Source organism: Nonomuraea sp. NPDC048881 (assembly GCF_040649795.1).
Taxonomy (GTDB): Bacteria; Actinomycetota; Actinomycetes; order Streptosporangiales; family Streptosporangiaceae; genus Nonomuraea.
In genome coordinates this window covers 163,018-185,945 of the sequence record NZ_JBEZGC010000004.1, presented here as the reverse complement: position 1 = coordinate 185,945, position 22,928 = coordinate 163,018, and the positions used below count along the sequence as shown (strand labels likewise).

The window sequence follows — 22,928 nt, the reverse complement described above, 5'->3', positions numbered from 1 at the left end:
CGCCCACCAGTCTGACGGGTCGCCGGAGCCGGCACGTCACCCTCAGGTGCTACTTCGGCCATGGGTCGAAAGGGTGAGTGAGACGAGTGCCGGGCGGCAGGTCGCGGCGTACGAACCACTCGGTGCCGAAGACCAGGCGGTAGAGCGGGCCGGGGACCTTCAGCATGACGGCGAGGGTGCGGTCGCTGTCGCCGCCGCTGGCCTGGGACGCGTGCGCGGCCATCGAGGCGCGCTTCTGCCGGGCGTAGCGGCGGACGTTGACCCGGTGGGTGATCGTGTCGCTCGCCGAGTACGCGCTCTCGAACGTGCGCACGTCGAACTCCGGCGGGAACTTGTACACCCGGCCCGCCATGCGCAGCAGCCGCACCAGCGGGTCGCGGTTGACCGTCGCCTCCAGGACGATCTCCGTGCCCGCGATCTGCGCCGCCCGCTTGCCCACCCGGTGGACCTGCACGTGGTCGGGGTGCCCGTAGCCGCCGGCCGGGTCGTAGATCGACAGCAGGTCGGCCTTCTCCTCCTCCAGGATCGCCGCGAGGGCCCTGGCCGCCGCCTCGGTGTCGGCGTCGATGAAGGCGTTGTCGGGCCGCTCCTCGGCGACGCCGCCCTTGGGGCTGAGCCCGGAGTCGCCGTAGCCCAGGCACTCGACGCGGGCGCAGCCGAGCAGCGCGGCCGACTCGTAGAGCTCCTTGAGCCTGGTCTCGCGCAGCTCCTCGCCGGGGCCGATCTCGGCCAGGCCGCGCTCGCCGGCGGTCGCGACCACGAGCACCACGCGGTGGCCCTCGGCCGCGAGCATCGCCATGGTGCCCGCCGTGAGCAGGGCCTCGTCGTCAGGATGGGCGTGGAAGAAGACCGCGGTACGTGGAGGCACACGCCCAGATTAGTCTGGGAGGGGTGCGGATCTTTCACGTGAGTGACTGTTACCTGCCGCGACTCGGGGGGATCGAGGTCCAGGTGGCCGACCTGGTGCGGGCGCAGCGCGAGGCCGGGCACGACGTCGTCGTGGCCACGGCGACCAGGGGCGAGGCGCTGCCGGGGGTGCGCAGGGTCGTCGCCAGGATGCCGTTCGACCTGCCGGTGCATCCGTTCGGAGTGGGGCATCTCACTCGGGGCGTCTCCGTCGTCCGGCCCGACGTGGTGCACGTGCACACCGGCGCGGTCTCGCCGTTCGCCTGGATGGGGGTGCGGGCGGCGCGGCGGGCGGGGGTGCCGTGCGTGGTCACCGTGCACAGCATGTGGGACCCGGTCACGCGGGGGCTCTACCGGCTGCTGCGGCTGGCGTTTGGCTGGCAGCGCTGGGGGCTGGTGGCCACCACGGTGAGCACCGCGGCGGCGGCGCCCATCAGGGCGGTGGCCGGGCCCGGCGTGCCGGTGCGGGTGGTCTCCAACGGCCTCGACCTGTCGGGCTGGGCGCCCGCCCCCGGCGTGCCGCCGGAGCGGGCGGAGGTGCACGTGGTGGCCGTCGGCCGGCTGGCCCCGCGCAAGCAGCCCGTACGGCTGCTCAGGCTGCTGCGGGCCGCGCGGGCGCGGGTGCCCGCCGCGATCCCGATGCGCGCCACGATCGTCGGCGACGGCCCCGCGCGCGCCCGCATGGAACGTTTCCTGGCCGAGCACGGCATGACCGGCTGGGTGTCGCTGCCGGGCCGCTATTCGCGGGAGCAGATCGCCAAGCTGCTGGAGTCGGCCGACGTCTTCGTGGCCCCGGCGCCCAGGGAGTCGTTCGGCATCGCGGCGCTGGAGGCGCGGGCGGCCGGCGTGCCGGTGGTGGCCAGGGCCCAGAGCGGCGTCGCCGACTTCGTCAAGGACGGCACCGAGGGGCTGCTCGGCCGCACCCTGGACGACCTGGCCGGGGCGGTGGCGCGGCTGTGCTCCGACGCCGGGCTGCGCCGGGAGATCGCCGCGCACAACCGCTCGACGCCGCCCGTCGCGGGCTCGTGGGCCGGGGTGCTGGAGGGGTTCGACCGGGCCTACGAGCAGGCGATCGCGCGTTAGGCCAGGCCGCCCCTGCGCAGCGTGTACTCCGGCGCGGCGAAGTCGCCGCCCTGCGGGGTGTCGTCGGTGAAGAAGGCGGCCGGCGTGCCGGTGACGCGGGAGGCGTACGACTCGGCGTCGTCCTCGGGCTCGTAGCCGAGCTCGGGGGACAGCAGCCAGAAGCGGCGGGTGTTGGCCGAGACGGCGTAGGCGGCCAGGAAGCGCAGGCCGGGCGTGGTGACGGCGGCGTGCACGAACCCGGCGCAGTCGCGCGGGCTCAGCCAGGTCGCCAGGTGGCGGACGTCCTGGGGCTCGGGCTCCAGGCTGCCGATACGCAGGCAGACCACTTCGAGGCCGAACTTGTCGGCGTACAGGCGGCCGAGGGCCTCGACGGCGGCCTTGCTGACGCCGTACAGGCCGTCGGGGCGCGGCGGCAGGTCGGGGGAGATCGTGGCGGTGGCCGGGTACATGCCGGTCAGGCGGTTGCTACTGGCCAGCACCACGCGCGGCACGCCGGCCAGCCGGGCCGCCTCCAGCACGCGGTGGGTGGTCAGCACGTTGCCGTCGAGCAGGTCCGGCAGGGGGGCCTCGTCCGGCACCCCGGCCAGGTGCACGATCGCGTCGGCGCCCTTGACCAGCGCCACGGTCTCGGCCAGGTCCGACAGGTCGGTGCGGACGGCCTCCTCGCCCGGCCCGGCCTCCATGGGCGCCCGGTCGGCCAGGACGAGCCTGGTGGCGGACCGGCGGAGCCGCTCGCGTACGGCACCGCCCACCATGCCGGCTGCGCCGGTGAGCACGATCATCTTCATGCCGACATTGTGCGGCATCGGGCCGATGCGGTCAGTTGCGCCGGAGCACGACGTACCCGTCGCGTTCGAACACCTTCGTGTACCCCTCGGTCTGGAGCTGCTCGACCCGGTTGCGCTGGTCGTCGGCGGAGCCGAAGGGGAACTCCCAGCGGGCGGTGTCGGCCACGATCCACGGCGCGCCGCGCGGGGCCGCGCTCCACAGCAGGACGGTGGTGCGCGAGGACAGCGCGGGGCCCACGGAGTTGACCGCCTCGACCGTCACCCCCGAGGGCACCCTGCTCACCGCCTCGGCCGCGGCGGCGGCCTTGTCCTCCTTGTAGAAGGCGGGATGGTAGAGCTGGTCGAGCGCGAACCTGGGCACCAGGGTGAGGGCGACGGCGCAGGCCGCGGCGGCCCAGGCCAGCTTGAGCCCCTGCCGGTCGGCGCGACCGGTCCAGCGCAGCAGCCTGGCCAGGCCGTCCACGCCGGCGCAGAACAGGATCAGCACGGTGAACGCGCTGTACTGGAAGTCGGCCTGCCACCACTGGGGACGGTCGGACAGCAGGCGTTCGAGCACGTGCGGCAGCGCCGCCAGCGACAGCGGCGACAGCAGGCAGAGCAGCAACGTCGGCCAGGCCAGCAGGAACAGGGTGTCGACCTTGGCCTCGTCGCTGAAGGGCAGCAGCAGGGCGGCGAGCGGGTCGCGCAGCATCGCCAGCAGCGCGGCGGGCGCGTCGGGGCCGAGGTGGCCGTAGGCCCAGAAGTCCTTGCTGTCGCCGCCGAACGAGGTGATCAGCAGGCCCCGGACGAGCACGACGGCCCCCGCGCCGACCAGCGCGCACACGAGGCCGCGCAGGCGGTCGCCGACGACGAACAGGTACAGCCCCGCCCCGATCACCAGGAGTCCCATGTCCTCCTTGACGAGCAGGAGCCCGAGCATCGCCAGGAACGCCGGCAGCACGCGTCCGGCGTGGTAGCGCTCGATCATGATCGCGGTGAGCAGCGGGACGAACATCACCTCGTGCGCGTCGAAGGCGACGGCCTGGGCGATCGGCCACGACAGCGCGTACGCCACGGCGACCAGGTAGGCGGGCCCGGCGCCCAGCACGCGGCGGGTGAACAGCCACAGGAACGGGATCGCCCCGGCGAACAGCAGCGCCTGGGCCACGATGAGCGTCTCGGGCCCGTCGTGCACCCAGTAGAAGGGCGCGAGCAGCGCGTAGATCGGGGAGAAGTGGTCGGCGAGCTGGAGGTAGTCCGTGCCGCGCTCGTGGAAGACGCCGAGCACCGGCACGTACGGCGGCCGGAAGCGGGCGTAGTTGCGCACCGCCTGGTCCACGATCACCAGGTCGAACGTGGTCGCCCGGAAGGTGGCCAGCTTGACCAGCCCGAGAACGGCGTACGCCACCGCGGCGAGCAGCGCGATCGCGCCGACCCGCACGCGGTGGCGGAAGAGCACTCTGGCGGGGAGTGCGGTGCCTGCCGGAGGCCGTGTGATCACCGTTTCGTCGGTCACGGCAGCAAGCGTAAGGGGATCATCCGGTCCTGTCCGTACCCCGTACCGGCGGACCGGATGAGGCGGTCACCGCGCCGGCCTGCCCCCCGCAGGCGGTGCGGCGACCGCGGACCGGTCAGGAGCAGGCGGCGGTGATCTTCGAGGTGAAGCCGCTCATCTTGCCGCTGAACTCGGTCGTCTTGCTGATGTCGCCGCTCTGCAGGCTCTCGAAACCGGCGGCGAAGTCGTTCAGGGCGGCCGCGACGTCGCCGTCGTACTTGCCGGCGAGCTCCTTGGTCTTGGCGGCGGCGGCCTTGGAGGCGTCCCCGACCGCCGCGGCGTCCGTGGCGTTCTTCGTGATGGCGCCGCTCCACTCGGTGGTGATCTTCGAGAGCTCGTTGACGGCGGTGTTGCAGTCAACGGCCTGGCCGACACCGCAGGCGGTGGACAGAGCGGCAAGGGAGATCGTCGCGACTGCGAGGGCGAGTCGGCGAGGGGGAGTCATTTTTGGTGCCCTTCGTTGGTTTTCCGTACGAGGAGGACATTAGCGATCTCTGGTTGATCCCCGCTTGCACGCCACTAACATTCCGGCCGTCAGGTGGGCGTAAAACCGCGCCCCAGCACGTGGACGACCTCCTCGGCGTCAGGCATGTAGACGACCTGCGAGCGCCGCATCCGGGTGCGCATGCCGGTGCGGACGATCTCGGCCACGGCGGGGTCGCGGCCGGCCTCGCCGTACATCTGCCTGGTCAGGCGGGCGACGCCCGGGTGGCCCCACAGGGCGAGGGGGTCGGAGACCACCACGCGCAGGTCGCCTTCGAACGAGCCGGTGTCGGGGACGGCGACGTGCGTGATCGCGCGGCGTCCCGCCATGATCGCCGGTACGGAGGTGACCAACCGGCAGCGCTCGTTCGCGGGCCTGGTCCCCGACTGGATGGCGACCAGGATGCACACGGCGTCGCTGCGCAGGTTCAGCACCTACCTCTTGACAGCCTCGTGAAGGCCGCCGGACGATGTCGCATATAGAGCAACTCGGTGCGTAATACGCAACAAGGGGTGTCGGTTGACCACCACGTCGAGCTTGATCTCCACGCTTCCCGGCCGCTCCTACACCGACCCCGACCTGTTCGCCGAGGAACAGGCCAAGATCTTCGAGAGCATGTGGTTCTGCGCCGTGCGCGCCGGCGACCTGCCGAAACCGGGCGCGTTCCGGACCGTCCAGGTGGGCGCGGAGAGCGTGCTCGTGGTGCGCGGGCGGGACGGGCTGCTGCGCGCCTTCCTCAACGTCTGCCGCCACCGCGGCGCGCGGCTGTGCGTGCAGGAGCGGGGCGAGGTCAGAAGGACGATCAGGTGCGCCTACCACGCCTGGTCCTACGACCTGGACGGCAGGCTGGCCGCCGCCCCCAACCTGGCGAAGATGCCCGACATCGACCGCGTCGAGTACGGCCTGGTCCCGGTGAGCCTGCGCGAATGGCTGGGGTACGCCTGGGTGTGCCTGGCCGACGAGCCGCCGTCCTTCGAGGACACCGTCACCGCCGCGGCCACCGAACGCCTGGGCGACCCGGCCGCCATCGAGAACTACCACGTCGACCGGCTGGCCCTGGGCCGCCGCGTGGTCTACGACGTCAAGGCCAACTGGAAGCTGGTCGTCGAGAACTTCATGGAGTGCTACCACTGCGCCACGATCCACCCCGAGCTGGTGGCCGTGCTGCCCGAGTTCGCCGGCGGGTACGCCGCCCAGTACTACGTGGGCCACGGCGCCGAGTTCGCCGAGCGCGTCGAGGGATTCACCGTGGACGGCGGCGCGGGCTTCGGCCGGCTCCCCGACGTGGCCCCGGAGCAGGACCGCCGCTACTACGCGATCACCGTCAAGCCGCAGGTGTTCGTCAACCTGGTGCCCGACCACGTGATCCTGCACCGGATGTTCCCCATGGCCGCCGACCGCACGGTGGTCGAGTGCGACTGGCTCTACCACCCCGACGTGGTGGCCTCGGGGGCCGACCTGACGCCGTCGGTCGAGCTGTTCCACCGGGTCAACGAGCAGGACTTCGACGCCTGCGAGCGGACCCAGCTCGGCATGGGGTCACGCGCCTACCGGGCGGGCGGCGTGCTGGTGCCGAGCGAGCACCACATCTCGGCCTTCCATCAGTGGGTGAACCAGCGCCTGCGCGGATAGCGCACCCGCAGGCCGCCGTACTTGGCCCGGCCGCCGACCACCAGGTAGAGGACGCCGGGCCGCCGCCTGCCCGGCACGTCGCCGACGACGGTCTGGCCCCAGTCGGTCCGGAAGGCGTCCACGTTCACCACGGCGCCCTCCGGCACGGTGATCCTGGCGGAGCCGTAGTCCAGGTCGAGTTCGAGGTCGACGACCGGGTGGGGGATGACGGCCTGGGACAGGTCGAGATCGACGCCGCCGTACTTGGAGGAGATCCGCAGCCGCCGCGGGACGGCCCAGTCACCCGAACGGCGCACGTGCCCGCTCTTGGACTCCAGCTCGACCACGTCGTCGGCCGGGGCCGCCGGGGCGGGCAGATCGGTGGTCAGGCCGAGCAGGTCGCCGTAGGTCCTGGCGGTGAGCGCCAGCCCGAGCCGGTCCTCCAGCTCGGGACGCGTCAGGCGGCCCTCGGCGAAGGCGTGCTGGAGCCGCTCCGCCGCGCGCTCCCGGTCCTCGTCGGAGACCCGCATCTGCATTTCCGACATGTCCTGAGCATAGGTTCGCGGCGGTCAGAACGGGAGGCGTCGCCCGGAAGGGGTCCGCAGATCGAGGTGGGAGTACCGGCGCCCCCGCGGGGGCCTGCGCACGAGCTGAAGTCGCTTCACGCCCTGTAAATACCCATTTGATTGTCTAAGAGTCCTCATGCGGAGGTACCGTGTGCCTGATGTCGGCGGACCCTTTCGTGCATCCGGCCCTCTTCTACCGAGGTGACCCGGAATATGTGGCTGCCACCACGGCTTTCGTGCGCGATGGGCTGGCCGCCGGGGAGCCCGTGGCGGTGGCCGTGCCCGCCGCGAACCTCGCCAAGATCGAGGCGGGGCTGGGCGCCGACGCGGCCCGGGTGACCATGCTCGACATGGGCGTGGCGGGCCGCAACCCGGGGCGGATCATCCCGGCCGTGCTGCGGGCCGTCGCCGACCGGCATCCTGACGAGCACGTACGGATCATCGGCGAGCCGATCTGGCCCGGCCGCTCGGCGACCGAATACCCGGCCTGCGCCCAGCACGAGGCGCTGATCAACCTGTCGTTCGCGGGGCGGCGCGTCACGATCCTGTGCCCGTACGACCTGGCGGGGCTGACGCCCGAGGTGCTGCGCGAGGCCGAGCGCACCCACCCGGTGCTGCGCGACGCCTCCGGCGAGCGGACCAGCCCCGGCTACGCGCCCGACGAGGTCGTCGCCCGGCACAACCAGCCGCTCCCCGAGCCGGCCGCGTGCGTCTCGCTGCGCTTCGACCACACCAACCTGGCCTCGGCCCGCATCCTGGCGGCCGGCCAGGCCGAGGCGGCGGGTTTCGGGGACGACCGGCTCGACGACATCCGGCTCGTGGTGGCCGAACTCGGCGCCAACAGCCTCGACTACGGCGGCGGCGCCGGTCTGATCAGGGTCTGGATCGAGGACGCGCGGCTGGTCTGCGAGGTCGCCGACGGCGGTCACATCACCGATCCGCTGGCCGGGCGCCTACCCGTCGAGGCACGCCGCTCCGGCTCGCGCGGCCTGCTCATCGTCAACCTGCTCGCCGACCTCGTACGCGTCCACAGCCGCCCCGGCGCGACCGCGGTCCGGGCCTACTTCGACCTGCCGGCCTCCCTGGTGTAGACATCGGAGGATGATCCGGCTACGGCCCATGCGGGCGCGCGACGCGGGCGAGTCCCACCGCGTCGCCACCAACCTGGAACTCTTCTTCGACCTGTGCTTCGTCGTCGCGGTCTCGTTCGCCGGCTCACAGCTCCACCACGCGCTCAGCGAAGGCCACCTGGCCGAGGGCGTCCTCGGCTACCTGACGACGTTCTTCGCCGTCTGGTGGGCGTGGATGAACTACACCTGGTTCGCCTCCGCCTACGACAACGACGACTGGCTGTTCCGGCTGACCACGCTGGCCCAGATGGCGGGCGTGCTGGTGCTCGCCGCCGGGGTGCCCAGGGCGTTCCAGGAGCACGACTTCCGCGTGGTCTACGCCGGATACGTCATCATGCGCCTGGCCATGGCCGCCCACTGGCTGCGGGCGGCCTGCGGCGACCGTCCGGGCCGGCGGACGGCCGTGCGGTACGCCGCCGGCATCTGCGTCGCGCAGGTCGGCTGGATCCCGCTGCTGGTCGTGCCGGGGGAGTGGTACCTGGCGGCGTTCGCGCTCGGCGTGCTGCTGGAGCTCGCGGTGCCCGTGTGGGCCGAGCGGGGCAGCCCGACCGCCTGGCACCCGCACCACATCGCCGAGCGGTACGGCCTGTTCACGATCATCATGATGGGCGAGAACGTGCTGGCCGCCACGGTCGCCTTCCAGGCCGAGGCGCGCACCGCCGGCCTGCGGCCCGAGCTGATCGTCCTGGCCCTGGGCGCGCTGGTGATCGCCTTCGCCATGTGGTGGCTCTACTTCGACCCGCCGACCGCCGAGATCCTCGACTCCACCAGGCACGCCCTCCTCTGGGGGTACGGCCACTACGCGATCTTCGCGGCGGTCGGGGCGTTCAGCGCCGGGGTCGAGGTGAGCATCGACCACGCGTCGGGCGCGTCCCACCTGTCCGCCACGGGCGCGGCGCTGGCCGTGTCGGTGCCCGTCGCGGTGTTCCTGTCGATGCTCTGGCTGCTGCACGTGCGGCCCCACCGCTACGGGGCCGCCGACAGCGCGGCCTTCCTGGCCGCGGCCGTGCTCGTGCTGCTGTCGGCGCTGACGCCGGCGCCGATCCCGCTGACGGCGCTCGTCCTGGTCGCGCTGGTGGTCGTGACCGGCGCGACCAGGCGCGCGGCCTAGCGCTCGACCTCCGACATGTTCGGGTAGCGGGCGCCCCGGACGGCGTCCGCGGGCACCGCCCTGGCCAGGGCGCCGACCGACTCCTCGATCGGCACGTCGGGGTTGCGGCGGTGCATGTAGTAGACGTCGATGTGGTCGATGCCGAGCCGCCGGAGCGAGGCGTCGCAGGCCGCCCTGATGTACTCGGGGCTGTTCTCGACCGTGCGCGTGCCGTCGTGGCGGTTGATGCCGACCTTGGTCGCCAGCACGACCTACTCCGACATGCCCATGCAACCCAGGCCGAGGGCCGACACCCGCGGGCCGCCGGTCCCCAGAACGCGCGTCTTCACATCCGCTCCCGGTAGTTGTCGATCTTGAGGTCGAGGACGTCCATGTCCGCGCTCAGCTCGGCGATCCTGGCCCGGACGCGCTCCCGGTGCAGCTCCAGCATGGCCAGCCGCTCGGCGGAGGTGTGCTCGCCCATGCGGCGCAGCTCCGCGTAGCGGCACATGTCGGCGATGGGCATGCCGGTGGTCCGCAGCTTGGTGAGGAAGTCCAGCCAGCGGAGATCCGCCTCCGCGTAGTCGCGATGCCCGCTGACGTTGCGACCGACCGAGTGGATGAGCCCGATGCGCTCGTAGTAGCGCAAGGTGTGGGCGCTGAGACCCGAACGCTGGGCGGCCTCTTGGATCGTCATGTATCCAGAGTCACCCTTCGAGTGCACTCCAAGTCAAATCGGGGGTGCCGCCGACTGCACCCACCCTGAGGAGGCAGACCCTACCCAGGGTCGTCTTCCCGCAGGTCACGGGCCCGTCCCCGGGCTCTGCCGACCAAGGTATTAGGGGACGGATCAGGGCCCGCTGGGGGCTCATCTCCGATGCCGGTCAAGGCCGCCTTACGCGAGCTTTAAGGCATGAGGGGATTGCTTGTCAGCGGATTCACGGCCATCGGCACCGGAGCCGGCGCGATGCTCACCTTGCACGCCGAGGCGGGCCTCGACCCGTTGCACAGCGTCATCAGCGAGTATGCCTTCCAGGCGTCCGGATGGCTGCTGCCGGCCTCGCTGACGCTGTTCGCCGTGGGGTCCGGGCTGATCGCCGAGGCGCTGCGCCGCTCGGGCGCCAACCGCTGGGTCGTCGCGCTGCTGGTGGCGTGGGGGGCGAGCATGTTCCTGATCGGGGCCTTCCCGACCGACCGTCCCGGGGTGCCGCTCTCGTTGTCCGGAGGCATCCACCGCTACGCCGCCTTCGCCGCCTTCCTGGTGATGCCCGCCGCGGGGTTCCTGCTGGCCAAGGCCAGGATCCGGTACGCCAGAGCGATGCGCGTGCTGAGCGGCGTGGCCCTCGGGGCGCTGTTGCTGGTCGTGGTCCCGTACGTGGTGCGCATGTTCGGCATCCCCCTGAGCAACGACGACATCCCGGCGGGCCTGACCCAGCGCGTGGTGGTCGTTACCGAGATCGGCGTGCTGGCGCTGGCGGGCCTGTCGATGCTCAGGCCGGCGGCGCGGCGGGTGTCGGCCGTGCTGGCCTGACGCCTGGCCGGTTCGCGAGGGGCGGGATGATCTTCCCGCCCCTTTTCGTGTGAGAACGGTCCGCTCCTGGAAAGAGGGAGGGCTCTGACCTCGCCCAAGGAGCTGTGAAGATGACCATTTTGATCGCCTACGACGGTTCGGACGACTCCAAGGCCGCCATCGCGTTCGCCGGACGGGCCGTGCAGGACAGGTCCGCCGTCGTGCTGACCGTCTGGGAGCGGCTGGCGATGACCTCCGCCCGCGCCTCCGCCGGGCTCATGATGACCCTCGACAACACCGCGGCCGAGGACGAGGCGATCGGCCAGGCGATGACCGAGCTGGCCGGGCACGGCGCCGAACTGGCCCGCGAGGCCGGCCTCGACGCGACGCCGCGGTGCGACCTGGACTCGGTGGCGGTGTGGTCGACCATCGTGGACGTCGCCGACGAGATCGACGCCACCCTCATCGTCACCGGCACGCGGGGACTGGGCGGCGTGCGATCGTTGCTGCTCGGCAGCACCTCGGACCGCGTCCTGCACCACGCCCGGCGTCCCGTGCTGGTGGTCCCGGGCCCCGAGGCGACCTCCTGACGGACCCGGCGGCGAGGATGCCGGTGGCGTGCGGCAGAGTGGGGCCCTCGGGATCTCCTGACCGGTGACCCGGTCAAGGGCGGTGGAGGGGGCGGCATGGCCGAGGGCCTGGCGCGGCGGCTGGGCACCGGCGACGCGGTCGTCGTCGGGCTGAGCGCGATGATCGGCGCGGGCGTGTTCGCCGCCTTCGCCCCGGCCGCCGCCGCGGCGGGCGGCTCACTGCTCGTCGCCCTCGCGATCGCCGCCGTCGTGGCCTACTGCAACGCGACCTCCTCGGCCCGCCTGGCCGCCCTCCATCCCGAGTCCGGCGGCACCTACGTCTACGGCCGGCGGCGGCTCGGCCCGTTGTGGGGCTACCTGGCGGGCTGGGGCTTCACCGTCGGCAAGACGGCCTCGTGCGCTGCGATGGCCTTCACCTTCGGCTCGTACGTCGCCCCGGGCGCGGCCCGACCGCTGGCCGTCGCGGCGGTCGTCGCGCTCACGCTGCTCAACCTGTTCGGCGTCCAACGTTCGGCCGCGGTCGCCCGGGTGATCGTCGTGCTCGTGCTCGCCGTGCTGGCCGCGGTGATCGTCGCCGGGCTGGCGGGGGAGCGGCCGTCCGGAATGCCGGGCGCGGGGCTGCCCGGCGCGGGCCCGTGGGGCGTGCTCCAGGGAGCCGGGCTGCTGTTCTTCGCGTTCGCCGGATACGCCAGGATCGCCACGCTGGGGGAGGAGGTGCGCGATCCGGCCCGTGCCATCCCGCGGGCGATCGGCATCGCCCTCGGCGTCACGCTCGTCGTCTACACGCTGGTGGCGGTGGCCGCCCTGCGCACGCTCGGGGCGTCCGGGCTGGCCGGGTCCCCGGCGCCGCTGGCCGACGTCGTGCGCCGGGCGGGGGCGGAGTGGCTGGTGCCGGTCGTGGGGGCGGGGGCGGCGGTGGCCTCGCTCGGGGCGCTGCTCGCGCTGCTGCTCGGCGTCTCCCGTACCGTGCTCGCGATGGCCAGGGAGCGTGACCTGCCGGGCGTGCTGGCCGCGGTCGACCCGGAGCGCCGGGTCCCGCGCCGGGCCGAGGCGGCGGTCGGGGCCGCGGTGGTCGTGCTGCTGCTGGTGGCCGACCTGCGCGGCGCGATCGGGTTCTCCTCGTTCGGGGTGCTGGTCTACTACGCGATCGCCAACGCCTGCGCGCTGACCCTCTCGCGGGCCGAGGGCGCGCCGGTCAAGGCCGTGCCGGTGCTCGGGCTGGTGTTGTGCCTGGTGCTGGCGTTCACGCTGCCGCTCGCCTCCGTGCTCGCGGGGCTGGCCGTCTTCGCCGTGGGGCTGGCCGTCTGGGCCGTACGCCACCGCGCGAGCGGCTCGCGGGCGTAGACTGGGCGTGATTCCTCTCGACGATGGCCCGGGCGTGCCGACGAAAGCGCCCTTCCCGTGAACGTTCGCGTAAGGAACCTCCGCCCGGCCGCATGAGCGGCATCCGGGTGCGCACCCCCAGAGAGCTCCAGGCCCAGCGGCGGCGCAGGCGGCCCCGATGCCTCGGCCATCTCACCGTCGCCCCTTTGTGGCCCATGCACGGCGTCAACCTCGGCACCCTGCTGCGCACCTGCGACGCGGCCGGCGCGTGCCTGGCCGTGCCCCGCCTGCCCTGGGTGCCCGAGGCGCTGGCCAGGGGGAACACCCTCCGGGCCGGAGCATGCGTCCATTGGGTCCATCCGCTGCCCTGGCTGGCCTCCCGGCGCGACCGCGTGCTGGGCGTCGAGCTGGCCGAGAACGCCATCAGGCTGGCCGACCTGCCCATGGCCCGCGAGCCGACCGTCGTCGTGCTCGGCCACGAGGCCACCGGCATCCCCGGCGAGGCGCTCGACCTGCTCGACGCCGTGGTCGAGATCCCGATGGTCGGCACCGGGGCCAGCCTCAACGTGGCGGTGGCCGGGTCGCTGGTGCTCTACAAGCTGGCCGGGCTGGCCTGACGCCGGGTACGATGCCGAACATGACGATCAGCGCGGTGATGATGACCCCGTAGGGGTTTCACCGACGACGTCCTGTTGAGGCCCTGCGACCCGGGGCCTCTCGTCGTGTCGGGGCCCTTTCGGGAGGCGACCGATGTACATCACGACGACCATCCCCTACGTCAACGCCCGCCCGCACCTCGGGCACGCGCTGGAGCTCGTCCAGGCGGACGTGCTGGCCAGGCACCACCGGCGGCGCGGCGAACCCGTGCGGTTCCAGACCGGGACCGACGACAACTCGCTGAAGAACGTGCTGGCCGCCGAGGCCGAAGGACTGCCGGTACGGGAGTTCGTGGACCGCAACGCGGCCGCGTTCGAAGGGCTGCGCGAGCCGCTCGACCTGTCCTTCGACGCGTTCGTCAGGACGAGCGGCCACCCCGCCCACCGCGCCGGGGTCGAACGCATCTGGAAGGCCGTCGAAGGCGACCTCTACCAGCGGCACTACGAGGGGCTCTACTGCGTCGGCTGCGAGCAGTTCTACCCCGAGGGACCCTGCGCGGAAGGTCACGAGGCGCCCCTGCAGGCGGTCTCGGAGCGGAACTGGTTCTTCCGGCTCTCCCGCTACCAGGACGCCCTGCTCGACCTCATCCGCGGCGGCGGCCTGCGCATCGAGCCGGCCGCCCGGCGCAACGAGGTGCTGGCGTTCGTCGAGGCGGGGCTGGCCGACATCAGCGTCTCGCGGTCGGCGGCGCGCGCCCGCGGCTGGGGCATCCCGGTGCCGGGGGATCCCACCCAGGTCGTGTACGTGTGGTGGGACGCCCTCGCCAACTACGTCACCGCGCTGGAGGGGGCGGACCACGAGCGCTGGTGGGTGCGCGAGCCGGACAAGGTGCACCTGGTCGGGAAGGGGGTGATCCGCTTCCACGCCGTCTACTGGCCGGCGATGCTGCTGGCGGCCGGCGAGCCGCTGCCGTCGCAGATCTTCGTGCACGACTACCTCACGGTGAACGGCCGCAAGATCAGCAAGTCGTCCGGGACGGCCGTCGACCCGGTGGCCCTGGTGGACGCGTACGGCGTGGACGCGGTGCGGTGGTGGCTGCTGCGCGAGGTGCCGCGCGTGGGCGACGCCGACTTCACCGAGGGACGCCTGATCGCAAGGGCCGACGAGGACCTGGCCAACGGCGTGGGCAACCTGGTCAACCGGGTGGCCACGATGGTCCACCGGTTCCTGGACGGAAACGCGCCGGAGGTGCGCGAGGAGTTCGGGCCGGGCGACGTGCACGGCGCGCTGCGGGACTTCGACTTCCGCCGGGCCGCCGGAGCGGTGTGGCGGCTGGTGGAGGAGGCCAACAGGTACGTCGAACGCGTCCGTCCGTGGCAGCAGGCCGCCGGCGCGCGGGAGGCGTCGCTGGGCGTGCTGGTGGGGGCGTGCCGGACGCTGGCCGTCCAGCTGGAGCCGTTCCTGCCGACGGCGGCGGCGCGGGTGGCGGCGGCGGTGTCGGGGGAACGGCTGCCGCGGCCGGAGCCCCTGTTTCCGCGCCTGACCCGGTGAATCCCGACATGTGCCGACGCGCCGATCGGGCTGCGCCGTGGACGGTTGACGGTGCGGCAGGGGCGGCCTACGTTGGGCGCACTTACTGACCAGTTGGTATGGAGGTCCCATGCCCACCGTCGAGACCGTCCGGGGCCCGATCGACGTCGAACGGCTCGGCCAGACGCTGATGCACGAGCACGTGTTCGTCGTGGCCGCCGAGCACGTGGACAACTACGGCCAGGGCGCCTGGTGGGACGAGGAGTTCCGGGTCGCCGACGCCGTCGCCAAGCTCGGCGCGGTGGCGGCCAAGGGCGTGCGGACGATCGTCGACCCGACAGTGTGGGGCCTCGGCCGTCACATCCCGCGCATCCAGCGGGTGGCCGCCGAGGTGCCCGGGCTCAACATCGTCGTCGCCACCGGCCTGTACGCCTTCGAGGAGCTGCCCCACCAGTACGAGCACCGCGGCCCCGGCCTGTTCCTCGACATGCCCGACCCCATGATCGACGACTTCGTCCGCGACCTCACCGAGGGCATCGCCGACACCGGGGTGAAGGCCGCGCTGCTGAAATGCGTGGTGGAGCACAAGGGGCTGACGCCCGGCGTCGAGCGCATCTGCCGGGCCGTCGCGCGGGCCCACGTGCTGACCGGAGCGCCGATCACCGTGCACACGAACGCCTTCACCCAGAGCGGGCTGCTCGCGCTGGACCTGTTCGCCAAGGAAGGGGTGAACCTGGAGAAAGTGGTCGTCGGGCACGCGGGCGACAGCAACGACCTCGACTACCTGATGCGCCTGGCCGACACCGGCGCGACGCTGGGCATGGACCGGTTCGGTCTCGACGTCTACAACCCGACCGAGCAGCGCGTGGCCACGATCGCGGCCCTGTGCCGGCGCGGATACGCCGACCGCATGGTCCTCAGCCACGACACCGCCTGTTTCATGGACTACTTCGGCGGCGCATGGGACGAGGCCAGAAACACGCTCGCGCCGAACTGGCGCTACGATCACATTCACGATGACGTTCTGGCAGCACTGCTCGGCTCTGGTGTCACCGATGACCAGATCGAACAGATGCTGGTGTTCAACCCGAGACGCTACTTCTCGTAAAGTGGTCGAGAAGTGACGACAAGTGGGAAACAACGCGGGTAGGTGGAGCTGGGTGACTTCGGAGCAGGCTTTGTCGATCAGCCTCGGACTCCAGGGCCCCTGCGTCATCGCACGCCTGACCGGGGATTTCGACTTCGGGTCCGCGGCCGAGGTGCGCGACCGGGTCACCAAGGCGCTCGACCTCACCCAGCCGCCGCTCCTGGTCATCGACATGCAGGCCGTCAGCGTCTGCGACTCCTCCGGCCTGTCCGTGCTGGTCTACCTGCACAAGGCCGTCACCGCCTCCGGCGGCAAGCTGCTGCTGTCCGGTCTGAACGGCCGGTGCAAGCACCTGTTCGCGATCACCGCGCTGGACAAGTTCTTCGACATCCGCAGCACGGCCGAGCTGGCCATCGCCGAACTCAACGAAACCGGGAATTCGCCGCCGTTCACCGGGTAGTTGCCGGTGCATGTCGGCCGCAGAGCCCGACCTGCTCGGCATGTACCTGGAGCAGATCGGAAAGAACCCCCTGCTCTCCGCCGCGGACGAAGTCGACCTCGCCCGGCGGATCGAGGCAGGACTGTACGCGGGCCACCTGATCGAGCGCGGCGGCGCGACCCCGGAGCTCGAAGCCGTCGTCCGCGACGGGCGGCGGGCCAAGGACAAGCTGATCAGGTCCAACCTCCGCCTGGTCGTCGCCGCCGCCAGGCGGTACGCCTTCCGCGGGCTGCCGCTGCTCGACGTCATCCAGGAGGGCAACCTCGGGCTGATCAGGGCCGTGGAGAAGTTCGACTACACCCGCGGGTACAAGTTCTCGACGTACGGGATGTGGTGGATCCGTCAGGCCATCGAACGCGGCATCCACGACAAGAGCCGCACCGTACGGCTGCCCATCCACGTGGCCGAGGACCTGTCGCGGCTGCTCAGGGCCGAGCGGCGGCTCGCCGCCGACCTGGGTCGCGAGCCGACGGACGGCGAGCTCGCCGCATCGGCGGCGCTCACCGCCGGCCAGGTCGCCGCGTTACGCAGGCTCGGGCAGGAGGTGGTCAGCCTGGACCTGCCGGTCGGCGAGTCCGGCGAGAGCCGCATCGCCGACCTGATCGCCGACGAGGACGGGCCCGGGGTGCAGGAGATCGCCGAACGCCGCGCCATGAGCGCCGACGTCCTGGACGTGGTCACGTCGCTGCCGCCGCGCGAGGCGGTCGTCATCAGGCTCCGGTACGGCCTCACCGGACAGAAGGCGGAGAGCTACAGCGAGATCGCGGACCGCCTCGGGCTCACCAGGGAACGCATCAGGCAGTTGGAGAAGCAGGCACTGAAACGCCTCCGCCAGTACAGCCCCCTCCTGGCCTGGGCCTCCTGACCTCTCGCCCCCTCATCCGCTGTTCTTGGACGGCGGGCGTCGTAGCGCGGTCATCCGGTCGGCCCCGGACAGCGGACGGGGGCCGAGCGCGTGCTCGGCCCCCGTTCTCCTCGGGTCTTGGGTCAGGCGGTGACGAGGAGCGCGACCCCGATCAGCACCGCAACCGGGACGAGCCACATGACGGCCTCGACAGCGAACTCCTTGTACATCGCGCAAGTCTCCCTCGAAACGCCCAAGTGGGGCACCGCTAAACGTCACTGCGCAGCATAGCCGCCCCCACCCCCGACTCGATCCACCCACATCCCGGCCGCCGCCCCCACGCCCCTGGGAGGAGCTCACAGCTGCTGGCGGGCGATGCGTTTGCCGAGCCCCGCCAGGGACTCGTCGGCCATCAGGGCGGGCAGGCGCGGGGCGTCCACGTCGATCTGGTGCAGGACGGCGGGATGGGCGCCGTTGAAACGGCTCCACGCCCGGACCACCTCCGGCATCGCCGCCACCGCCGTGTCCGACAGGATGGCCTCCCTCGGCAGCCACGACGTCAGGAACTGGCTCACCCGCGCCGGACTCCACCAAAGCGGACGCTCACCCACGAACTCCGCCAACTTCTCGAACGCCTCCCGCGCCCCCGGCACGTCGGGCAGATCGTGGAAGCCGGCCATCGTGCCGTCGGGCGCCTGCCGTACGAGCCCGGGTACGGCCAGGGCCCGCGCGATGGCCAGCGGACGGACGGCGGGCAGCGTGTCGGCCACCTGAGCCCCCATGATCCGGTCGCCCAGCTCGAACGCGTCCAGCACCCGTCCGGCCACCACCCCGGGCTCGGCCGGGCTCAGGCCCAGGTCGTCGAGGAACTTGACCTCCTCGACGACGGCGTCCACCGCGAGGCCGCCGTTGGGCTGGTCGATGCCGACGACGAGGATGTGCGGCTCCTTGCCGTTCGCGTACCTGAAGGACAGGACGGCCAGGGTCTGCTCGCCGTACGGGTCGGCCTTGCCGTACCAGGCTCCTTCGCAAGTCACCTGCCCCATGCGACGCACCCATCCGGGCAGCCCGAGATCGGCCTCCGCCGTCCCGGCCACCTCCACCCCCAGAACCCGCAACCCTCCTGTCCCGGGCTCCGCCCCCGCTGCCGCCTCCGCTTCCGTCTCGGATTCCGCCTCCGCTTCCGTCTGGGGCTCCGGAGAGGATTCCGCGCCGGGCCATCCGGGCCTGTCGACCGCGGCCAGGGCGGCGAGGGTGAGACGCGACTCAGCGCTTCCGTCCTCGGCCAGCTCGCGCAGGAACGGCCTCACCTCATCGGGCTCCAGAGCGGCGGTGAGCCGGGCCGCCCAGAGCTCGGTCCGCAGCGGCGAGCGCCAGCGAAGCAGGTCGCGGGCTTGGCCGACAGCCATGGAAAACACAGTTGTCCTCACCCTCCGACCGTATCGCCCCCACCGGAAACCCCCCCGCCCAGTGAGTGCCTGGGCCGGCTTGAACGGTGGATCGGCGGCTGGGCCAGTTCGAGCGGCGGGCTGGTGGAGAGGGCGGCCTGATCAGTGGGCCGGTGGCTCGGGAGTCTCGGCGGTGGGCTGGTGCCCGAGGCGGCCTGATAGGTGGGTTGGTGCCTGGGCCGGCTTGGACACTGGGGCTGGTGCCTGGGCCGGCTTGGACGCTGGGCTGGTGGCAAGGGGTGTCCCCCTGACGGCGGGCCGGTTGTGGGGCCGGGCCGCCGTCAGGGGGTGAGGTCAGCGGTTGTCGTTGCCGAGTCCTGCCTTGCGGAGGGCTTCGGCCATCGCGCCCATGGGAGCCGGACGGTCCTGGCGGCGCTGCCCGCCGCGCTGACCGTCGCCGCGCCCCTGGCCACGACCGCCGTCGCCACGACCACCCTGGCCGCGACCGCCGTCACGACCGCCGTCACGACCGCCACCGCCGCGAGCACCGTCACCCCGGCCGCCGTCGCCCCGGCCGCCGTCGCGGCCGCCCTCGCCACGGGGGGCGGAGCCGTCACGAGCGCTGCCGTCACGAGCGCTGCCGTCGCGGCGGGGCTCGTTGCGGGAGCCGTCCGAACGGGCGCCCGACTTGCGGGGCGGGCGGCCCTCCGAGGACGGCTGGGTGACGTCGTCCTCCAGGCGGAGGGTCAGGGAGATGCGCTTGCGCGGGATGTCCACCTCAAGGACCTTGACGCGCACGATGTCGCCCGGCTTGACCACGTCGCGCGGGTCCTTGACGAAGGTGCGGGACATGGCCGACACGTGGACCAGGCCGTCCTGGTGGACGCCGATGTCGACGAACGCGCCGAAGGCGGCCACGTTGGTGACCACGCCCTCGAGAATCATCCCCGCCACCAGGTCGGAGATCTTCTCCACGCCCTCCTTGAAGGCCGCCGTCTTGAACGCCGGACGCGGGTCGCGCCCCGGCTTCTCCAGCTCGCGCAGGATGTCGGTGACGGTCGGCAGGCCGAAGGTGTCGTCGGTGAAGTCTTGCGGCCGGATGGTGTGCAGGGCCGAGGTGTTGCCGATCAGCGACTTGAGGTCGGTCTGGACCGAGCTCAGGATGCGCCGGACCACCGGGTAGGCCTCCGGGTGCACGCTGGAGGCGTCGAGCGGGTCGTCGCCGCCCGGGATGCGCAGGAAGCCGGCGCACTGCTCGAACGCCTTGGGCCCGAGCCGCGAGACGTCCTTCAGCGCCGTGCGAGTGCGGAACGGGCCGTTCTCGTCGCGGTGGCGCACGATGCCCTCGGCCAGCGTCGCGCCGATGCCCGACACCCGCGTGAGCAGCGGCGCGGACGCCGTGTTGACGTCGACCCCGACCGCGTTGACGCAGTCTTCGACGACGGCGTCGAGCGAGCGGGAGAGCTTGGACTCGGCCAGGTCGTGCTGGTACTGGCCGACGCCGATCGACTTGGGGTCGATCTTGACCAGCTCGGCGAGCGGGTCCTGCAGCCGGCGCGCGATGGAGACCGCGCCGCGCAGCGACACGTCGAGGTCGGGCAGCTCCTGGGAGGCGTAGGCCGAGGCCGAGTAGACCGAGGCGCCCGCCTCCGACACGACGATCTTGGTGATCGACGGCATGAGCTTGACCAGGTCGCCGGCCAGCTTGTCGGTCTCGCGCGAGGCGGTGCCGTTGCCGATGGCGATGAGCTCGACGCCGTGCTTCTGGGCCAGCGCGCCGAGCACGGCCAGCGACTGGTCCCACTGGCGCTTGGGCTCGTGGGGGTAGATGGTGGCGGTCTCGACGACCTTGCCCGTGGCGTCGACCACGGCCACCTTCACGCCGGTGCGCAGGCCGGGGTCGAGGCCCATGGTCGCTCGGGTGCCGGCCGGGGCGGCCAGCAGCAGGTCGCGCAGGTTGGCGGCGAACACGCGCACCGCTTCGTCCTCGGCGGCCTGCCACAGGCGCATGCGCAGGTCGATGCCGAGATGCACGAGGATGCGGGTGCGCCAGGCCCAGCGCACGGTCTCGGCCAGCCACGTGTCGGCCGGACGCCCCTTGTCGGAGATGCCGAACCGGGCGCCGATGCGCAGCTCGTAGTCGGCGGTCTCGTCGGGCTCCAGCGCGACGTTGAGCACTTCCTCCTTCTCGCCCCTGAACATCGCCAGGATGCGGTGGGAGGGCAGCTTGGTGAACGGCTCGGTGAAGTCGAAGTAGTCGGAGAACTTGGCCCCCGCCTCCTGCTTGCCCTCGCGCACCTTCGACACGAGCCGGCCGCGGCTCCACAGCCGCTCGCGCAGGTCGCCGATGAGGTCGGCGTCTTCGGCGAACCGCTCGATCAGGATCGCCCTGGCCCCTTCGAGGGCGGCGCCGGCGTCGGCCACGCCCTCGGTGACGAACTCCGCGGCGACCGTGGCCGGGTGGAGCGTCGGGTCGCCGAGCAGCTTCTCGGCCAGCGGCTCCAGGCCGAGCTCGCGGGCGATCTGCGCCTTGGTGCGACGCTTGGGCTTGTAGGGCAGGTAGATGTCTTCGAGCCTGGCCTTGGTCTCGGCCGCCATGATCTGCGCGCGCAGTTCGTCGTCGAGCTTGCCCTGAGACTCGATCGACTCCAGGATCGCCGCCCTGCGCTCGTCGAGCTCGCGGAGGTAGCGCAGCCGTTCTTCGAGCGTGCGGAGCTGCGCGTCGTCGAGGGCGCCGGTGACCTCCTTGCGGTAGCGCGCGATGAACGGCACGGTGGCGCCGCCGTCGAGCAGATCGACCGCCGCCTGCACCTGCCCGTCGCGCACGCCGAGCTCTGCCGCGATCCGCTGGTGAATAGAGAGCACTTGCCTGCCTTTCGATGGTCCCGCCGGTCAATTGTGCAGGACTACGCCGTCTTTCATGACCAGAGTGCGCCGAGGGTGAACGACCACGGCCTCTCCGGGGCCGCTCGCGGGCACCACGACGAGGTCGGCCCGGTCGCCCGGAGCCAGGCCGTAGCCGGGCAGCCCGAGGGCCAGCGCGCCGCCCACCGTCGCGGCCTCCAGGGCGAGCTCGATGTCCTCGTCGCGGCGGAACGCGCTGCGGTAGGCGAGGTGCATCGCGCGCTCCAGCATGTCGCCAGAGCCGTAGGGGCCCCACAGGTCGCGGACGCCGTCGTGGCCGCAGGCGACGGTGACGCCCGCGGCGCGCAGCTTCTTGACCGGCGGCACCGGGTAGCTGTAGACGGCGGCGGTGGCGATGGCCACGCCCGCGTCGACGAAGCCCTGGATCAGGCGATCCTGGGCGGCCTCGCCGAGCTCGCCCAGCGCGTACGCGTGGCTGACCGTGACCCGGCCGCCGAGCCCCAGCGCCTTGGTGCGCTCGGTGATCAGCTCCAGCTCCCAGCCGCCCAGCGAGCCGCCGTCGTGGAGGTGGATGTCGATGCGCGCGCCGAACCGGTCGGCCAGGCCGAAGATCAGGTCGAGGTGGCGCACGGGATCGCGGTCGACGCCGGCCGGGTCGAGGCCGCCGATCGCCTCGACGCCGCCTCGGAGCGCCTCGGCCAGCAGGTCGGCGGTGCCGGGGTTGGTGAGCACGCCGTGTTGCGGGAAGGCGACCTGCTGCACGTGGACGGGGGAGCGGGCGGCGGCCTCGCGCACGGCCTCCACGCCCCGCAGGCCCACGGACGGGTCGATGTCGGTGTGGGTGCGCACGTGGGTGGTGCCGGTCTCGCTCATCCGGGCCAGCAGCGCGGCGGCCCGCTCGGCGCTCGGCACCCCCAGCTCGGCGCGGCGGCCCAGGTCGTTGGCGATGCGGCCGGCCAGCGAGTCGTCGGCCGAGTGGGGGATCCACGGGCCGCCGTAGAGCGTCTTGTCGAGGTGGCAGTGGGCGTCGACGAGACCGGGCAGGACGAGCTGACCGGACACGTCGAGGACGAGGGCGCCGGGCGCGTCGAGGGACGGGCCCACCCGGTGGATGCGGCCGTCGCGGACGAGCAGGTCGGCGGGGAACGCGAGCCCCCAGGGCCGCCCGCCGCGGATCAGCACGTCGGTCATGCCCAGCACCCTAGAGGGCGGCACCGACGATTTCCGTGCCCCCGGACGTGAGGATCGTGAGCCGCCCGCGACGGCGGGACGGGTCAATCGGGGCGGGTGGCGAACAGTTCGAGGTGGTGGCAGGAGCGGCAGCGGTAGGCGTCGATCTCCCACTTGGGACGGCCCATCAGCCGGGCGCCGCCGAAGATCCCGCGTGACAGCGCCCCCTCGACCCAGCGGGCGTACCCCCGGGAGTGCTCACCCTGGTCCGCGACGAACCCGGGTTCGAGGCCCTCCGCGCCGCAATGCGTGCACCGTAAGTTGTCCATGCCG

Annotated in this window: 24 protein-coding genes; 12 read left to right on the top strand and 12 right to left on the bottom strand. The window is 72.3% G+C overall.

The features are described from left to right. Positions 1-49: 49 nt before the first annotated feature. Positions 50-868, bottom strand: a complete 819-nt coding sequence (locus tag AB0C33_RS15925; RefSeq protein ID WP_357998908.1) for a PIG-L family deacetylase — start codon at positions 866-868, stop codon at positions 50-52. Positions 869-906: 38 nt separating this feature from the next. On the opposite strand from AB0C33_RS15925, the gene AB0C33_RS15920 reads away from it, so the two are divergent. Next, on the top strand, positions 907-1,989 hold the full coding sequence (locus AB0C33_RS15920; RefSeq protein WP_358287962.1) for a glycosyltransferase: 1,083 nt from the start codon (positions 907-909) through the stop codon (positions 1,987-1,989). On the opposite strand, the gene AB0C33_RS15915 is transcribed toward AB0C33_RS15920, so the two are convergent. The 4 genes from AB0C33_RS15915 to AB0C33_RS15900 all read right to left on the bottom strand — a co-directional run bounded on the left by AB0C33_RS15915 (position 1,986) and on the right by AB0C33_RS15900 (position 5,229). Beyond that, on the bottom strand, positions 1,986-2,777 hold the full coding sequence (locus AB0C33_RS15915) for an NAD(P)-dependent oxidoreductase (RefSeq protein WP_358287959.1): 792 nt from the start codon (positions 2,775-2,777) through the stop codon (positions 1,986-1,988). The genes AB0C33_RS15920 and AB0C33_RS15915 overlap by 4 nt on opposite strands. A gap of 31 nt (positions 2,778-2,808) precedes the next feature. Continuing rightward, positions 2,809-4,272: a DUF2079 domain-containing protein gene (locus tag AB0C33_RS15910; protein WP_358287956.1), complete on the bottom strand. Its 1,464-nt coding sequence runs from the start codon at positions 4,270-4,272 to the stop codon at positions 2,809-2,811. Positions 4,273-4,387: 115 nt separating this feature from the next. Next, the gene (locus AB0C33_RS15905; protein WP_352351928.1) at positions 4,388-4,756 is read right to left on the bottom strand and encodes a hypothetical protein; all 369 of its coding nucleotides are present in this window, start codon (positions 4,754-4,756) and stop codon (positions 4,388-4,390) included. Between the two features lie 89 nt (positions 4,757-4,845). Then, entirely contained in the window at positions 4,846-5,229 is a 384-nt protein-coding gene (locus AB0C33_RS15900) for a TetR-like C-terminal domain-containing protein (RefSeq protein WP_358287953.1), read from the bottom strand. An 85-nt stretch (positions 5,230-5,314) separates the two neighbouring features. On the opposite strand from AB0C33_RS15900, the gene AB0C33_RS15895 reads away from it, so the two are divergent. Next, positions 5,315-6,427, top strand: coding sequence for an aromatic ring-hydroxylating dioxygenase subunit alpha (locus tag AB0C33_RS15895; protein ID WP_358287950.1), 1,113 nt, complete (start codon positions 5,315-5,317; stop codon positions 6,425-6,427). On the opposite strand, the gene AB0C33_RS15890 is transcribed toward AB0C33_RS15895, so the two are convergent. After that, the gene (locus tag AB0C33_RS15890; protein WP_358287947.1) at positions 6,397-6,951 is read right to left on the bottom strand and encodes a DUF1707 domain-containing protein; all 555 of its coding nucleotides are present in this window, start codon (positions 6,949-6,951) and stop codon (positions 6,397-6,399) included. The two genes, AB0C33_RS15895 and AB0C33_RS15890, sit on opposite strands and share 31 nt — an antisense overlap. A 179-nt stretch (positions 6,952-7,130) precedes the next feature. On the opposite strand from AB0C33_RS15890, the gene AB0C33_RS15885 reads away from it, so the two are divergent. Next, complete coding sequence (locus tag AB0C33_RS15885) at positions 7,131-8,063, top strand: anti-sigma factor RsbA family regulatory protein (protein ID WP_358287944.1); 933 nt, start codon at positions 7,131-7,133, stop codon at positions 8,061-8,063. A 10-nt stretch (positions 8,064-8,073) separates the two neighbouring features. Beyond that, positions 8,074-9,213, top strand: coding sequence for a low temperature requirement protein A (locus AB0C33_RS15880; RefSeq protein WP_358287941.1), 1,140 nt, complete (start codon positions 8,074-8,076; stop codon positions 9,211-9,213). On the opposite strand, the gene AB0C33_RS15875 is transcribed toward AB0C33_RS15880, so the two are convergent. Both AB0C33_RS15875 and AB0C33_RS15870 read right to left on the bottom strand, forming a co-directional pair. Beyond that, entirely contained in the window at positions 9,210-9,461 is a 252-nt protein-coding gene (locus tag AB0C33_RS15875) for an aldo/keto reductase (RefSeq protein ID WP_358287938.1), read from the bottom strand. The two genes, AB0C33_RS15880 and AB0C33_RS15875, sit on opposite strands and share 4 nt — an antisense overlap. A 77-nt stretch (positions 9,462-9,538) precedes the next feature. Next, entirely contained in the window at positions 9,539-9,889 is a 351-nt protein-coding gene (locus AB0C33_RS15870) for a MerR family transcriptional regulator (protein ID WP_358287935.1), read from the bottom strand. 216 nt (positions 9,890-10,105) lie between these two features. Between AB0C33_RS15870 and AB0C33_RS15865 the strand changes: the two genes are divergently transcribed. The 8 genes from AB0C33_RS15865 (at position 10,106) to AB0C33_RS15830 (ending at position 17,193) form a co-directional block, all read left to right on the top strand. Then, entirely contained in the window at positions 10,106-10,723 is a 618-nt protein-coding gene (locus tag AB0C33_RS15865) for a DUF998 domain-containing protein (RefSeq protein WP_352327172.1), read from the top strand. 110 nt (positions 10,724-10,833) lie between these two features. Further along, positions 10,834-11,292: a universal stress protein gene (locus AB0C33_RS15860; protein WP_357699338.1), complete on the top strand. Its 459-nt coding sequence runs from the start codon at positions 10,834-10,836 to the stop codon at positions 11,290-11,292. A 96-nt stretch (positions 11,293-11,388) separates the two neighbouring features. Then, on the top strand, positions 11,389-12,636 hold the full coding sequence (locus AB0C33_RS15855) for an APC family permease (protein WP_358287931.1): 1,248 nt from the start codon (positions 11,389-11,391) through the stop codon (positions 12,634-12,636). Positions 12,637-12,728: 92 nt separating this feature from the next. Continuing rightward, the gene (locus AB0C33_RS15850) at positions 12,729-13,232 is read left to right on the top strand and encodes a TrmH family RNA methyltransferase (RefSeq protein ID WP_358287929.1); all 504 of its coding nucleotides are present in this window, start codon (positions 12,729-12,731) and stop codon (positions 13,230-13,232) included. 133 nt (positions 13,233-13,365) lie between these two features. Then, entirely contained in the window at positions 13,366-14,763 is a 1,398-nt protein-coding gene (locus AB0C33_RS15845) for a methionine--tRNA ligase (RefSeq protein ID WP_358287926.1), read from the top strand. Positions 14,764-14,872: 109 nt separating this feature from the next. Then, positions 14,873-15,850, top strand: a complete 978-nt coding sequence (locus AB0C33_RS15840) for a phosphotriesterase-related protein (RefSeq protein WP_358287923.1) — start codon at positions 14,873-14,875, stop codon at positions 15,848-15,850. A gap of 52 nt (positions 15,851-15,902) precedes the next feature. Then, positions 15,903-16,289: an STAS domain-containing protein gene (locus AB0C33_RS15835; RefSeq protein WP_358287921.1), complete on the top strand. Its 387-nt coding sequence runs from the start codon at positions 15,903-15,905 to the stop codon at positions 16,287-16,289. Positions 16,290-16,299: 10 nt separating this feature from the next. After that, entirely contained in the window at positions 16,300-17,193 is an 894-nt protein-coding gene (locus AB0C33_RS15830; protein ID WP_358287918.1) for a sigma-70 family RNA polymerase sigma factor, read from the top strand. A 335-nt stretch (positions 17,194-17,528) separates the two neighbouring features. Here the strand turns inward: AB0C33_RS15830 and AB0C33_RS15825 are convergent, their stop codons facing one another. From AB0C33_RS15825 to AB0C33_RS15810, 4 genes are all read right to left on the bottom strand, one after another. Continuing rightward, positions 17,529-18,581 carry a hypothetical protein gene (locus tag AB0C33_RS15825; RefSeq protein WP_358287916.1) on the bottom strand — a complete coding sequence of 351 codons (1,053 nt, stop codon included), beginning with the start codon at positions 18,579-18,581 and terminating at the stop codon, positions 17,529-17,531. Between the two features lie 333 nt (positions 18,582-18,914). Next, complete coding sequence (locus tag AB0C33_RS15820) at positions 18,915-21,425, bottom strand: Tex family protein (RefSeq protein ID WP_358287913.1); 2,511 nt, start codon at positions 21,423-21,425, stop codon at positions 18,915-18,917. 27 nt (positions 21,426-21,452) lie between these two features. Beyond that, the gene (locus AB0C33_RS15815; protein WP_358287910.1) at positions 21,453-22,616 is read right to left on the bottom strand and encodes an amidohydrolase; all 1,164 of its coding nucleotides are present in this window, start codon (positions 22,614-22,616) and stop codon (positions 21,453-21,455) included. Positions 22,617-22,699: 83 nt separating this feature from the next. Continuing rightward, on the bottom strand, positions 22,700-22,924 hold the full coding sequence (locus tag AB0C33_RS15810; RefSeq protein ID WP_352328727.1) for a hypothetical protein: 225 nt from the start codon (positions 22,922-22,924) through the stop codon (positions 22,700-22,702). Positions 22,925-22,928 lie beyond the last annotated feature (4 nt).

Excerpts from the sequence above, each read along its gene's own strand:
- AB0C33_RS15810 (WP_352328727.1), bottom strand. The coding sequence starts at position 22,924 with ATGGACAACTTACGGTGCACGCATTGCGGCGCGGAGGGCCTCGAACCC.
- AB0C33_RS15890 (WP_358287947.1), bottom strand. The coding sequence starts at position 6,951 with ATGTCGGAAATGCAGATGCGGGTCTCCGACGAGGACCGGGAGCGCGCG.
- AB0C33_RS15870 (WP_358287935.1), bottom strand. The coding sequence starts at position 9,889 with ATGACGATCCAAGAGGCCGCCCAGCGTTCGGGTCTCAGCGCCCACACC.
- AB0C33_RS15845 (WP_358287926.1), top strand. The coding sequence starts at position 13,366 with ATGTACATCACGACGACCATCCCCTACGTCAACGCCCGCCCGCACCTC.
- AB0C33_RS15855 (WP_358287931.1), top strand. The coding sequence starts at position 11,389 with ATGGCCGAGGGCCTGGCGCGGCGGCTGGGCACCGGCGACGCGGTCGTC.
- AB0C33_RS15905 (WP_352351928.1), bottom strand. The coding sequence starts at position 4,756 with ATGACTCCCCCTCGCCGACTCGCCCTCGCAGTCGCGACGATCTCCCTT.
- AB0C33_RS15880 (WP_358287941.1), top strand. The coding sequence starts at position 8,074 with ATGATCCGGCTACGGCCCATGCGGGCGCGCGACGCGGGCGAGTCCCAC.
- AB0C33_RS15860 (WP_357699338.1), top strand. The coding sequence starts at position 10,834 with ATGACCATTTTGATCGCCTACGACGGTTCGGACGACTCCAAGGCCGCC.
- AB0C33_RS15865 (WP_352327172.1), top strand. The coding sequence starts at position 10,106 with ATGAGGGGATTGCTTGTCAGCGGATTCACGGCCATCGGCACCGGAGCC.
- AB0C33_RS15915 (WP_358287959.1), bottom strand. The coding sequence starts at position 2,777 with ATGAAGATGATCGTGCTCACCGGCGCAGCCGGCATGGTGGGCGGTGCC.
- AB0C33_RS15840 (WP_358287923.1), top strand. The coding sequence starts at position 14,873 with ATGCCCACCGTCGAGACCGTCCGGGGCCCGATCGACGTCGAACGGCTC.
- AB0C33_RS15815 (WP_358287910.1), bottom strand. The coding sequence starts at position 22,616 with ATGACCGACGTGCTGATCCGCGGCGGGCGGCCCTGGGGGCTCGCGTTC.
- AB0C33_RS15825 (WP_358287916.1), bottom strand. The coding sequence starts at position 18,581 with ATGGCTGTCGGCCAAGCCCGCGACCTGCTTCGCTGGCGCTCGCCGCTG.
- AB0C33_RS15885 (WP_358287944.1), top strand. The coding sequence starts at position 7,131 with ATGTCGGCGGACCCTTTCGTGCATCCGGCCCTCTTCTACCGAGGTGAC.
- AB0C33_RS15850 (WP_358287929.1), top strand. The coding sequence starts at position 12,729 with ATGAGCGGCATCCGGGTGCGCACCCCCAGAGAGCTCCAGGCCCAGCGG.
- AB0C33_RS15830 (WP_358287918.1), top strand. The coding sequence starts at position 16,300 with ATGTCGGCCGCAGAGCCCGACCTGCTCGGCATGTACCTGGAGCAGATC.